Genomic DNA, 12458 nt, shown 5'->3' on the forward strand with positions numbered 1-12458 from the left:
GCGCTCCGCCCGCTGCCACCTGCTCGGCGAGGGGGGCACATGACGACGCCCCCGCCGCTGCTGCAGGTCAGCGCCGTGACGCGGCGCTACCGCCTGCCCCGGCAGCGTCTGCTGGCCCCCGCGCCCGTGCTGACGGCGGTCGAAGACGTGAGCCTGTCGATCGCGCCCGGGGAAACACTGGGCGTTGTGGGCGAATCCGGCTCCGGCAAATCGACACTGGCGCGCATGGTCATGGCCTTCGAGGCGCCGGATGCCGGTAGTATCCGCTTCCGGGGGTCGGACCCCAACGCCCTGCCCCGCAAGGCGCTGCGCAGCCTGCGGCGCGAATTCCAGATGGTATTTCAGGACCCCTTCGGCTCGCTCGATCCGCGCCGTCGGATCGGCTGGTCGGTGGCCGAACCGCTGCGCGCGGCGCAGGCGACGGACCAGACCGGCCCCCGGGTGGCCGAGGCGCTGGAACAGGTCGGCCTGCATCCGCGCGATGCGGAGCGTTTCCCGCATGAATTCTCAGGCGGGCAGCGCCAGCGCATTGCCATCGCCCGCGCCATCGTCACGCGACCCGCCCTGCTGGTGGCGGACGAAGCGGTCTCCGCACTAGATGTGTCGGTGCAGGCGCAGATTCTCAACCTGCTGATGGACCTGCAGGAGGAGCTTGGCCTCGGCATACTCTTTATCAGCCACGATCTGGCAGTCGTCGCGTCGCTGTGCGACAGTCTGCTGGTCATGCGCCACGGTCGCACGGTCGAGGCGGGGCCGACCGACCGGGTCCTGAGCGCACCTGAATCCGATTATACGAAGACACTGTTGAAAGCCGCCGGAGTTACTTGATGACAAGATTTATCCACCTGACCGATCTGCATATTTCGCACCCGGATCTGGAGGACACGCATCTGCAGTCAGACACCCCTGCCACCCTGAAACGGGTGGTCAAAGCCATCAACGGGATGGACCCGCAGCCGGATTTCGTGGCGATCAGCGGTGATCTGACGAACCATGGCGACGTCGAGAGCTACCGGCTGGTCAATGAGTTGCTCAGTCCCCTGAAGGCGCCCGTGGTGCTGGCCCTCGGCAACCATGACAAGCGCGAAGGTTTCAACGCGATCTTTTCCGAAGGCATGGGCGATACGCCCTATTTCCACGATGCCGTCCATTCCGACCTGCATGTCATCACGCTGGACAGCGCTGTCCCGGGGCGCATCGCGGGGGCCATCGACGACGCGCAATTCGACTATCTGGAACAGGCGCTGACGCGGCATGGCGATGTACCCAAACTGGTCATGGTGCACCACCCCCCCCGGGTGGACCCGAACGAGCTGACATGGGCCAGCCTCGATGCGCAAAGCACCGACCGGCTGGCAAAGGCGCTGCAGGGCCATGACGTCGTCGCGATCCTGACAGGGCATATCCACGTGAACCGCGTGTCGCTTTGGCATGGGATTCCGGTCATTGTCGCCAACGGGCAGCATTCAACCGTGGATCAGCTCCGACCGGACGTTATGCGGGTGGTGGAAGGCACCGGTTTCGCCATCTGCGACTGGCGGCCTACCGGGCTGACGGTGTCCTTCGTGCCCCTCAGCCCCGATCAGAAGGAAATCGCCGTGGTGGACGGCGACCGCGTCAGGGCATTCCGATGAGCCCGTCCCGCCGCCATCTGCCCTTGGAGGGGGCCCATAACGTCCGCGACCTTGGCGGCTTTCCCACGCAGGACGGCGGGCGCACCGCGTGGCGGCAGTTTCTGCGCGCCGACAGCCTGCACCGCCTGTCGGAGAGCGAAGTCGCCCGCCTGCACGACGCCGGGCTGCGCACCGTCATCGACCTGCGCACCCGGCAGGAGGTACAGCGCGCGCCCAACCCCTTCGCCGCCTTTGCCGATGTGCATTACCTGAACCTGCCCCTGTTCGACGACCTGTCCCCTGCTGCCCTTTCCCGCCCGCGGGACGGGGCCGATCATCCGCTTTTTCATTTCTACCTCGATGCGATCGAAACCCGCGGGGCGGCCCTGTGCCAGATCCTCGCAGAGATGGCGGCCGCCGCCGACGGCGCGGTTCTGTTCAACTGCACCGCGGGCAAGGACCGCACAGGCATCATCGCCGCCCTGCTCTTGTGGCTCGCCGGGGTGCCTAGGGCGGAGATCGTGGCCGATTATACCGCGACGGAAGGGTTCATCCCAGATCTGAAACGCGAACTGCTGGATCTGGCGCGCCACAACGGGGCGGACGTGGACCGCTATGCCCGGCTTCTGGAAAGCCCGGCCCCGACAATGGAGGCGACGCTTGACCAGTTGGCCCACTGCCATGGCGGGGTGGAAGGATACCTCGACCACATCGGGTTGGCCGCTGCGGATCGGGCGCGCCTGCGGGACAGGCTTCGGGCGCCGGAACCCCACACCGACAAGGGAAACAAAGCTCATCATGGGTGACCGGCGGGCCATCATCGAAAGCTGTTACCTGTTTTCCTCCGCTGCGGATATCTCGCTGGAAATGCTTGCTGCCTGCAGTTCGGTGCAGAGCCCCCCGGCGGACGGCCCCCTTTTCCGTGAGGGGGACCCCTCGGGCGGTCTCTGGATCATCGTGTCGGGGCTGGTGCGCATCTGGCGCACCGATCCGCAGGGTCGGGAGCTGACCATGTGGCTGCTGGAGCCGGGCGAGGTAGTGGGTGAGATTGCGCTGCTTGACGGGGGCGAGCGTTCCGCCAGCGCCGATACGATGGGCGCGACCCGCCTTTTGCATTTCCCGCGCGACCGCTTCCGCGGGATCCTGCGGCAAGATCCGGACCTGGCCGAACATGTCATCATACTGCTGTGCGAAAGACTGCGTCGCAATACCGAAGACCTTCACAGGGCCGCCTTCTACGACCTCGGCGCACGGCTCGCGATGAAGCTTTCGGACCTTGCCATGGCGCATTCCGACCAGCGGAACGGCGGGTTCGTCTTTACGCGCAAGTTCTCGCAGACCGAACTGGCGCTCATGCTGGGGGCGACGCGCGAAGCGGTGAACCGGAACATGTCAAAGCTCACCGCCGCAGGGATCGTGAGCGTGGTGGACGGCTACATCCACATCCTCGACAATGAGCGGTTGAAACGCGCAAGCCGCGCCAGTTGATCCCGCTGCGCTGTAAGGCGGCGCACAAACGCGGAACGGAACAATTCTTCCCGATAATCGCTAACTCATTTACTTTATTCGCCGCGCTGCGCAGAGTGCGCCGCGGGAGGAATATCATGCGCGCACAGGTCGTCATTGTCGGCGGCGGTCCATCGGGTCTGTTGCTCAGCCAGTTACTGCACCGCGCGGGCATCGACACCGTCGTGCTCGAACGCAAGACAAAGGAATATGTGCTGGGTCGCATCCGGGCCGGGGTGCTGGAACGCGGCATGGTGGCCCAGTTGCGGGCCGCGGGCGCCGGGGCGCGCATGGACCGCGAAGGTCTGGTGCATTCCGGAACGGTACTTTCCTACGGGGACGATGAGATCCGCATCGACTTCGAACAACACACCGGGGAGACGGTGCTCGTCTACGGGCAGACCGAAGTCACCCGCGACCTCTACGCCGCGCGCGAGGCCATGGGCGCACGGCTGGAATTCGAGGTTGAGGATGTCGTCATCGAAGGGATCGAAGGGGACGGCGCGACCGTGTCCTATACCCAAGGGGGCAATAGGCACAGCATCCGCTGCGACTATGTTGCGGGCTGCGACGGCTATCATGGCGTCAGCCGAAAGACGATTCCGGGCGCCGTCCGGCAGGAATTCGAACGGATCTACCCCTTCGGTTGGCTCGGCATCCTCGCCGATACACCGCCCGTCCATGATGAGCTGATCTACGCCAGTTCGGACAATGGTTTCGCGCTCTGTTCCATGCGCAGCAAAAGCCGCAGCCGCTATTACATCCAGTGCGACATCGCGGACGACCCGGCCAACTGGTCAGACGATGCCTTCTGGGATGCCCTGCGCCGCCGGATACCGGCAGCCTATGGCGAAACGCTGCAGACCGGCCCTTCGATCGAGAAATCCATCGCGCCCCTGCGGTCCTTCGTCTGCGAGCCGATGCGCTGGGGGCGGCTCTTCCTCTGTGGGGACGCCGCCCATATCGTACCCCCCACGGGTGCCAAGGGTCTCAACACCGCGGCATCGGACGTGCACTACCTTTCAGAGGCGCTCATCAGCCATTACGCAGGCGATCACGACGCGCTCGATATCTATGCCCCCAAAGCGCTCGCCCGAGTGTGGAAGGCGGAGCGTTTCAGTTGGTGGATGACCAACCTGATGCACCGCTTCCCCGGTCAGTCCGGCTTTGACCGGCGCATGCAGCAGGCAGAGGTCGCCTTTCTGCAGGAAAACGAACATGCTCAGGCGGTGCTGGCGCAGAATTACGTGGGCCTGCCCTATTGACCCGGGAAAGGATACCCGAATGACCGAACGCTACGAAAAGGGCGCGCAGATGCGCCGCAAGGTGCTGGGTGACGCCCATGTGGACCGGGCCGAAGCCGCGCGGACGCCGCTCGATTCCGCGTTCCAGTCGCTGATCACCGAAGCGGCCTGGGGCACGGTCTGGGCGAGCGACGGCATCGACCTGCGCGAACGTTCCATGCTGACGCTGGCGCTTCTGGCGGCCCTGGGGAATTTCGACGAGATCCCGATGCATATCCGCGCCACCCGGCGCACCGGCGCCAGCCAGCAGGATATCATCGAAACGTTCCAGCACGTGGCCATCTACGCCGGGGTACCGCGCGCCAACCACGCGCTGAAGCTGGCCCGGCAGACGTTCGAGGAAATGGCCGCCGAAGACCCGCCCGAAAGATGACGCCCTACCCATGAAACGCAGAAGGCCCCGTGCTGTTGCACACGGGGCCTTTGCCAAAGCCTGAAATCTCAGGCGATAATATTAGTTCGAGGCGAGATGATCGGTGGTGAACAGCATGTCGTCACCGGCACCGGAGTGGCAGGCGATGCAGCCCTGATCCGCGCCCTTGGCGACCTTACCCGCAAGGCGCATACCCTTGGGGTTCTTGTCCAGCGACCCATCGGGCAGATATTTCACCCAGAACCAATCCGCATTGTCCGCGTCAAACCCCGCTTCGCGGCGGAACATCACAGTCAGGGCGCCCAGATGCTTGTCCGGGTCGGCCATGACTTCGTTGACGCTGACACCTTCGGGCCCGTAGTTGCGCTTGACCACGAGATCACCGGTATGCCCGTCGAGCGTGGCGGTGGTATAGAAGGTTTCCAGCATCATGCCGTGGGGGGCGACACCTTCATAGGGGAAGCTGCGCACCATGCCTTCACCCGCGAGGTTCATCTCCTCCATCACGGACCAGAGCTTGGCCGCATATTCAGCATCCGCGTCGGTTCCGAAAGGTGCGTCCTGGGCCACGGCCATTCCGCCTGCGATCGTCAGTGCGAGGGCTCCCGCTGTCATCTTCTTAATCATCATTTGCCCCTTTCCGGATCTTTGTCCTAAAATTTCAATTACCTTCAAGCCTAGCGGATATTCCCTGCGGTCAGGGTCACAACTCCATCACCATTGCGTGTCGGAATGTTTCGACATTTGACCACCCGCCCCCGTTCGCCCCAGACTTGGGGCCTTTCAGGAGGGTCAACATGAAGATCATGCTGCTCGGGCTGGGTCTCACCCTGCCCTATTCGATCGGGGAGAGCGAAGACAGGAGCGCTGCGCAGCTGCTCCTTAACCCCGAGCACTCCCGCTGCTGCGGCATTTACCACCGCATCAGCGATGAAGGCCCGGATCAGCCCACGACCCCGCTCCCCGCCAGCGAGATGCCGCGCGACCGCCTTTGCGTGCGCAACAGCGACAGCACCCGATATTATTTCGCGGTGGAAACGATAGAGGGCGGACGGTACACCGAATATCTCTCCCCCGGGGAAGAACTCTGCACCTCCGGCAATCCCGGCGCCACCGGCACGGTTTCGGTATTTGAAAGTCCGGAGGTTCTGGAAGGATGCTCCCGCCGTATACCCGTCGGTCAGCGCGAGGAGATGCTGCGCTATGTCGATTTCGACCGCTGTTTCTGGACGTCGAATACATGACGGGGGAGAAGGGGGTCCGTTGGCGCCCATCTAATGTGGGCCGCGCCGGGCGGGCCAAGCATGTGCTGTTTGGACGCCACGAAAGCCAAGGCTGCGATTAACGCCCTTACAAAGAAGGCAGTTATCCGCCGTGAGGGCGACACCCTTGCGCTCAACCCATATGGAACTAGCGTGGTGCCTGACTACGACGATTGGGCACCAAAAGACTGGCTATTTTCCACGCGCTTCTTTGCTTGTCGCCCCGCCGTGCGCATGGCAGAAGCCGCCGTCTTCTTGCAACCAAACGTCAAAGGGGCGCTGTATGCCGCCGCTGACGGAATTCTTGCAGCGTGCGCCCTTCGCGGTCTTTGCGCCGCAGCGCGGTTCGCCGTAGGTGGCTAGCCAATCAAGATATTGCGATTTGAAGGCACCATTTTTCCTAGCGAACCACTCAGCCCGATCACGAAGGAAGTCTTCAACGTCGCTTGGTTGAAGGTTTACGGTAATGCCGCCCCATGGTGCTTCAACGGTAGCAACTAGGCTAACGCCCGCGCTTGCCAACGCATCAAGTGTTTTCCGATCTATGCTCATGTTCGTATCTTACGCGGTGGAGGATGCGGAGAAAATGCCATTCAAAGCCCTGAAAATCGCATGGGTAGGATTGGCTGAGCGCAAATTTATCCAATAAAATCAATTGGTAATGGCGGAGACGAAGGGATTCGAACCCTCGAGACGGTTTCCCGCCTACTCCCTTAGCAGGGGAGCGCCTTCGACCACTCGGCCACGTCTCCGCCGACGGGTATAGCCGCGCAAGCTTAGGTGATACAAGGCGAAATTGGGCTTTTCTGGTTTGCTTCCTTGGAGCGTGACAAACCATTGAAATGGCCCGCGAAGATCGGGATTTGCTAGCGGAGGGAGCAGGAATTAGCAACTATCCGAGTGCTGGCTCGAGGGGGGTTCAACCTTTTACAAGATCGCTGGGCGCATAGAATTCTGCGATCTTCAAAGTATGCGCACTGCGAATGCCAAGGTCGCCTCATCCTTTAGGAGGCACTTCCGAAGCGATCATCGCGGAGGAAACCGTGGCTATGCGGCATCCGCTCGGCAGGGACCGGGCCGAAGGCCCGCTCCTCGCCAAGCGTGATCACCGGTGCGATCCGCCGCTCGCCCCAATCGCCCCTCTCATGCCGCCACATCTATGGCCGCGTCGCCTGCCGCCCTGGCCACCCAGCCACCGTCCTCGTAGCGGCGGGCAGCGGCACCGTCGCTCTTGAGGGCCAACAGCGTCAGCCAGCCGTTGTCGAACAGCGCACGGACTTCAGGCCTGCGGCCAAGCACGCGGGAAATCATCTCCTCCGTTGCCTCCACTGCCACCACCAGTCGGCTCGGCACGTGGCGCGGTGTCTCGCCGTCATGCACCGATTGCCACGGCAGGCCCGCGCGCAGGGGGCCACCGTTGCCTTCCAGCACGCCGATGCCCCCCACGACGTTGTGCAGCAGCTTGTTGCCCGCGCCAAAGGTTTCGGGCGCGACGGCGGAGCCGTGGTATTGCAGGGCGATCCAGCTGGCCACGACCACAGGTGCGCTCAGGATAAGTTCCAGCGTGGCGGCGCCTTGGTCCTGTTGCCAATCGTAATCGTGCAGGAACACCGTACCCCCGAGGTCCTGCCCGGCCGTGCGCGCCCGGGGGGCGGCGACGAAGCCGCGGCATCCGGCAAGGCCCCATTCGGGCCGTACTTCCGACCAGTCCCTGCCGCGGCGTGCCATCGTTTCCTCCGCACCATGGGGCAGCGATTGCGCGCGTTCAATCCGGGTCAGGACACCGGCGCGGGCCAGGGCGCCGCGCAGGCGATCGGTTTCGGCCATATGGCTTCTCGGCAGCGTTTCGTCGAACAGCCGGACCGCGTCGGAGGTGGTGTCGTGCAGGCCAGCCACGAAATGCGTGTTTGCGGGGATGTAGATCCCCTTCTCCCGCAGGCCGCTGCGCACCGCATCTTCGTTCAGCAGCCCCGCCAGAAGCCGCGCGTTGACGTCACCCGCATAGCCACCGCAGGCGCCGCATTGCAGGGCGCTGGCATGGGGCGCGTTGGTCACCGTGGCACCATGTCCGCAGATCAGCACGAGGCGGGCGAAGCCTTCGGTCAGCGACATCGCCCGCAGCACGCCTTCGGCAGCGGCGACCCGCTCCGCCAGTGGCAGGTTCAGCTCTGGCGGCGCATCGGGGCCCTTGAGTTTGGGGAGGCCAAGGCCATCGCGCAGCAGCTTGCCGATGTAGAGCGGCCCCGCCGCCTCCACGAAGGCAAAGGCCGAGACGGCAGCGCGCTTGAAACGGCCCCATGCCCGGATCGTCCGCAGGTGGACACGTTCGCCCGCATCGTCCTGGTTCTTGTCCGCTGCCTGCGTCCTGATCCCGGGGCGCAGCAGGACCGGGGCGCGCGCCTCGACGATATCGGAGGCATGGCTCCGGTGGCCCACCGGCAGACCAAAGAAACCCGCAAAACCGATGGTGTGAATTTGCGGATCGGACACCTCCAGCGCGCGGCGCAGGCGCTCGGACCGCACATCGATGCAAAAGGCTGCCTGAATGGCGGGCGGCTCGTCAGACGTATCCGCCCCGCGCTGCCACAACTGATCGGCGAGCCGACGCTCCGCACTGCGGTCATGGGCTTCCTGCAGCGCTGCATCAAGAAGCGTCTCACGATCGGCCTTTATCGGCTGGGCGTATTCGGCCTGCGCTTGCTGCCATGCCTCTGCCGGGGCTTTGCCGGTTTCCAGCAAGGCGGCATCCCAGGCCAGCCGGATGGTCAGCAGCTCGAACAGGGTGCTGTCCCGGCCCCCGTCCCGTTCAGCCACCCAGCCGAGGTGGCGGGCGTATTGCGCCCAGCCTGAAAGGGTGACGAGCAGGCGGTGAAAGTAGAGGGGGGCGTTCTCTGCCGTCAGCCCCAGCGCGGTACAGGCTTCTCCGAAGGCTGCGCGCGGATGCAGCGACATGGCCGCCACCCGGGCCGAGAATCCCGTCAGGCCCGCGATCTCCGGTGTCAGATCGCAACTGGCAAAGGCACGCCAACCCGCCCAGGCCCCGATATCGGGCGCGGGCCAAAAGGCCTGCCCGCGGTCGAAATGCCCGCCGGCCCATAGGCCGATCCGTTCCTCCAGAAGTGCCGGCCAGTCGATACCGTCGGCTTTCTGTGCAAGGTCCGCGACCGTCGCCAGAACCGGCACCGCGGGCTCCTCCCGCCCCGCTGCGCCCTGAAGATCATCCACCGCGAAGCCATGTGCAGAAGCCGCGGCGGAAAGATCCTCCGCCGAAATGCCCCCCGCCGAGATCATTGCAGCGACAGCCCCGCGCGGCAGGAACATGCGCCCCCCGCCCAAGCGGGCCAGCCGGGCCGCAGCCAGACGGCGATCTTCTTTGACTTGTCCGAGCCACGGGTTGACCGCCACGGTCGCATCGAGCGGAAAGGCGGGAGGGATTTGCCGCATCGCCGTTTCGGCACAGGCGAAAAGCTCCAGCGTGTGGCCGGGCCAGGTGATATGCGCGTTCATTGTGTCGCTCCGGTATTTGGGGTCCAGCGGCCGGACAGCCGCTCAAAAACTGCGTTGAGGTAAAGGCCGTTCATCAGGTGCACCCGCAGGCCCGCGGCAGCAGGATGCCCCGCCCAGAGGGGAAAGGTCGTCTGCGCCACGGCGGCCACCGCAAAGCTTGCCAGTGCAAGGGTAATCGTCGCCCAGATCAGCCCGTCGGGCGGCGGCGGGGGTGGCAGCGTGCCCGCCGCGACCCAGCTGGCGCCCTGTTGCAGGGCGAAATATGCAACCGTCGCCAGCACCGACAGCCCGACCGTCCGCCAGGTCAGGGCCCGGGGTGCCTGATCGGCGAGCCCTTGGGCGATCAGGTAGACCACGCCGAAGATCAGGATCGCCCCCAGCGCCACGGTCTGCGGCGGTTTGCCGGTGATGTCAAAGCCGAGCCCCACCACAAGGTAGAGCACAATCGCCAGCCCGAAGGCCCGCGCCACGGCGCCGAGGTTCGGCACCGCGACCGGCCCGGGGCGGCGTGTCGCCATCACCTCGGCCACCGTCCCGCCGGAGGAGAGGAAGGCATGCGCCTTGTAGAGCGAATGCGCCACGATATGCAGAAGGGCCAGCGGGAACAGCGCGAGGCCGCATTGCAGCACCATGAACCCCATCTGCGCGCAGGTGGACCAGGCAAGCGAAGTCTTGACCGCGGGCTGTGTCAGCGCCACCGCCGCCCCCATCAGGGCGCTAAACCCGCCGACCAGCGCCAGCACCGCCAGCACACCGGGGGCAGCGACCAACACATCGGCGAAACGGATCAGCAAAAAGCCACCGGCGTTCACCACGCCCGCATGCAAGAGGGCCGAAACAGGTGTGGGCGCCTCCATCACTTCGGTCAACCAGCCGTGGGTCGGCACCAGCGCGGATTTGAAGATCGCCGCGACAGCCATCAGCAGCGCCGCCAGCCACAACAGCGACGGCCCCTCCCCCGCCTGCGCGGCGGCGTTGATGGCCGCGATGTCGGATGTGCCGAAGCCGAAGACGAGGATACCGCCCGCGATCAACAGCGCGGTGCTGGCCACGATGCCGCTCAGCGCCTTTTTCCGCGCGGCGCGCTGCGCTCTGGGACGTTCGGGATAGAACAGCAGCAACTGGTGCAGGGTAAAGCCGGTTGCGACCCAGCCGAGAACCAGTTGCCCGATGTTGCCCGCGCCTACCAGCAGCAGGACACAGGCGATGGTGGCCGCCATCCAGCCCATGAAAGCCGGTTGCCGCGCCTCCCCGTCAAGCGCCACGCGCGAAAACCGCAGTACCACCCAGCCGACGAAAGCAACCGTCAACGTCATTGCAATGCTGACGATATCAGTGCGCGCCGAAAAACCGATCGAAGCGAAGCCGATCAGCGGGCTCGTCGAGGGGCCCGCAATAGTAAGTTGAACGGTGGCGAGCGCCGCCACCGCCAATGCGCCAAGCGCCGCGATCTCGGGCAGACGCAAGCGCCAGCTCCCGCGGGGGGGCGGCGAAAGCCGCATCGCGAGCGCCGCGAGGGCGAGCAGAAGCGGGGGAAGCAGAAGCAGATAACCCATCGAAAACCTCCGGGGGGATGAATGTTTCCGCCGAGGTAAAGCCCGCTTCGCTTAAATAAAAATACATTGTATGGATGGAAACGTTCTGATTAATAGAACGATATGCGGCTCAACTATCACCACCTGCGCTACTTTCAGGAGGTTGCCCGAGAGGGCAACCTGACCCGTGCCGCCGCCCTGCTGAACCTGTCCCAATCCGCGCTGTCCACCCAGATTCGCCAGTTGGAGGAACGTCTGGGTCATCTGCTTTTCGAGCGTACCGGCAGAGCGATGGTACTGACCGAAGCGGGGCGGATCGCGCTCGATCATGCGGAACGCATCTTTGCTGTCGGTGATGACCTCGTGGCTACGCTCACCGAAGGGGGTGCTGCGCATGCGCCGCTTCGGGTCGGCGCCCTCTCTACGCTCTCGCGCAACTTTCAGCTGCGTTTCCTGCGCCCCGCGCTGGCGGCCAAGGCCGAGCTGGTTCTATCCTCTGGCAGCAGCCTGTCATTGCTGCGCGGGTTGGAGGATCTCGCTCTCGACGTGGTGCTGTTGACCGATCCGCCGCCCCCGGAACGGTGTGCCGCTGATGTCGTTGCACAGGCGCAGGGCGGCGGCGCTCGCCTCCTTGAGGGTGGAGCCGGGCATGACGATCATGAACTCCTCCCCCCCGATGCGGGCGACCATATCCATCGCGCGCAGGTTGCTGCGCAACCGGGTGGCGGTTTCGGCCAGCACGGCATCGCCCGCGGCGTGGCCATGCCGGTCGTTGACCCGTTTGAAATGATCCAGATCCGCTAGCATCACCGCGAAGGGCCGGGCCGTCGCCCGGGCGTGGTCCGCGATACGCTGCAGATGGGGCATCGCGTAGCGGCGGTTGTGCAGCCCGGTCAGGGGATCGAAAATCGCCGCCTGCGCGCCGGTGCGCACCGTGGCGCGCATCTGTTCATCCATCTGCTTGCGGCGCATCAGGTTCCGCAGGCGGAGGGAAAGCTCGGCCGGTTCGAAGCCGTCGGTCATCACGTCGTCGGCGCCAAGGTCCAGCGCATGGGCGGCAAGCCCCGGGTCGGGGGCCATCTGGACGATCATGATGCCGCTGTGCCGCGTGGCCGCATTGGCCCGCAGCGCCGAGACAAGGCGCAGGGCCTCGGGCGATTGGGGGTCTTCGGGCTGGACCAGGACAAAGGCGTCCGGTCCGCCGTCAAGGCCTGCGTCGCGCAGGGCGGCGGCGGGGGCGCAATAGCGGATGCTGCCGCCCAGCGACGCGCGCAGGCAGCGGATCCAGCGCTGCCCCTCGACCGGGTTGGGGGCCACCAGCGTGGCACGGCCCGCGCGTTCGAAGATGGGGGCGGGTT

Annotated in this window: 12 protein-coding genes, 1 tRNA gene and 1 pseudogene; 8 read left to right on the forward strand and 6 right to left on the reverse strand. The window is 65.1% G+C overall.

Going from position 1 to position 12458, the window contains the following annotated elements; all coding sequences use genetic code 11:
- The first annotated feature begins 39 nt into the window (after positions 1–39).
- The 6 genes from A3728_RS01575 to pcaC all read left to right on the forward strand — a co-directional run bounded on the left by A3728_RS01575 (position 40) and on the right by pcaC (position 4796).
- Positions 40–828 carry an ATP-binding cassette domain-containing protein gene (locus A3728_RS01575; protein ID WP_067919662.1) on the forward strand — a complete coding sequence of 263 codons (789 nt, stop codon included), beginning with the start codon at positions 40–42 and terminating at the stop codon, positions 826–828.
- Entirely contained in the window at positions 828–1634 is an 807-nt protein-coding gene (locus A3728_RS01580; protein ID WP_067919663.1) for a metallophosphoesterase family protein, read from the forward strand. Before A3728_RS01575 ends, A3728_RS01580 begins: the two co-directional genes overlap by 1 nt.
- Positions 1631–2419, forward strand: coding sequence for a tyrosine-protein phosphatase (locus tag A3728_RS01585; RefSeq protein WP_082850970.1), 789 nt, complete (start codon positions 1631–1633; stop codon positions 2417–2419). The genes A3728_RS01580 and A3728_RS01585 overlap by 4 nt, the downstream gene beginning before the upstream one ends.
- On the forward strand, positions 2412–3101 hold the full coding sequence (locus tag A3728_RS01590; protein WP_067919664.1) for a Crp/Fnr family transcriptional regulator: 690 nt from the start codon (positions 2412–2414) through the stop codon (positions 3099–3101). The genes A3728_RS01585 and A3728_RS01590 overlap by 8 nt, the downstream gene beginning before the upstream one ends.
- Before the next feature lie 116 nt (positions 3102–3217).
- Entirely contained in the window at positions 3218–4384 is a 1167-nt protein-coding gene (gene pobA, locus A3728_RS01595; RefSeq protein WP_067919666.1) for a 4-hydroxybenzoate 3-monooxygenase, read from the forward strand.
- A 19-nt stretch (positions 4385–4403) separates the two neighbouring features.
- Positions 4404–4796 (forward strand): 4-carboxymuconolactone decarboxylase, encoded by a 393-nt coding sequence (gene pcaC / locus A3728_RS01600; protein ID WP_067919668.1) that lies wholly within the window; start codon positions 4404–4406, stop codon positions 4794–4796.
- An 81-nt stretch (positions 4797–4877) separates the two neighbouring features.
- On the opposite strand, the gene A3728_RS01605 is transcribed toward pcaC, so the two are convergent.
- Entirely contained in the window at positions 4878–5423 is a 546-nt protein-coding gene (locus A3728_RS01605; RefSeq protein WP_201722138.1) for a hypothetical protein, read from the reverse strand.
- Positions 5424–5593: 170 nt separating this feature from the next.
- Here A3728_RS01605 and A3728_RS01610 point away from each other — a divergent pair, with 170 nt between their 5' ends.
- A complete protein-coding gene (locus tag A3728_RS01610) occupies positions 5594–6040 on the forward strand; it encodes a hypothetical protein (RefSeq protein WP_067919672.1) in 447 nt (148 codons plus the stop codon).
- 210 nt (positions 6041–6250) lie between these two features.
- Here the strand turns inward: A3728_RS01610 and A3728_RS22600 are convergent, their stop codons facing one another.
- The 4 genes from A3728_RS22600 to A3728_RS01630 form a co-directional block, all read right to left on the reverse strand.
- Complete coding sequence (locus A3728_RS22600; RefSeq protein ID WP_150120605.1) at positions 6251–6610, reverse strand: hypothetical protein; 360 nt, start codon at positions 6608–6610, stop codon at positions 6251–6253.
- 110 nt (positions 6611–6720) lie between these two features.
- Positions 6721–6810: transfer RNA gene (locus A3728_RS01620), tRNA-Ser, on the reverse strand.
- A gap of 391 nt (positions 6811–7201) precedes the next feature.
- Positions 7202–9565, reverse strand: a complete 2364-nt coding sequence (locus A3728_RS01625) for a YbcC family protein (RefSeq protein ID WP_067919675.1) — start codon at positions 9563–9565, stop codon at positions 7202–7204.
- Positions 9562–11121, reverse strand: coding sequence for a proton-conducting transporter transmembrane domain-containing protein (locus A3728_RS01630; protein ID WP_067919677.1), 1560 nt, complete (start codon positions 11119–11121; stop codon positions 9562–9564). Before A3728_RS01630 ends, A3728_RS01625 begins: the two co-directional genes overlap by 4 nt.
- Before the next feature lie 102 nt (positions 11122–11223).
- Between A3728_RS01630 and A3728_RS22130 the strand changes: the two are divergent.
- Positions 11224–11673 (forward strand): annotated as a pseudogene (locus A3728_RS22130) (LysR family transcriptional regulator); the annotation flags it as partial.
- Here the strand turns inward: A3728_RS22130 and A3728_RS01640 are convergent.
- Positions 11611–12192, reverse strand: coding sequence for a diguanylate cyclase (locus A3728_RS01640; protein WP_443069418.1), 582 nt, complete (start codon positions 12190–12192; stop codon positions 11611–11613). The pseudogene A3728_RS22130 and the gene A3728_RS01640 sit on opposite strands and share 63 nt — an antisense overlap.
- Positions 12193–12458: the final 266 nt, after the last annotated feature.

It is taken from the genome of Sulfitobacter sp. HI0040 (assembly GCF_001634885.1).
In the GTDB taxonomy this organism is placed as follows: domain Bacteria; phylum Pseudomonadota; class Alphaproteobacteria; order Rhodobacterales; family Rhodobacteraceae; genus Sulfitobacter.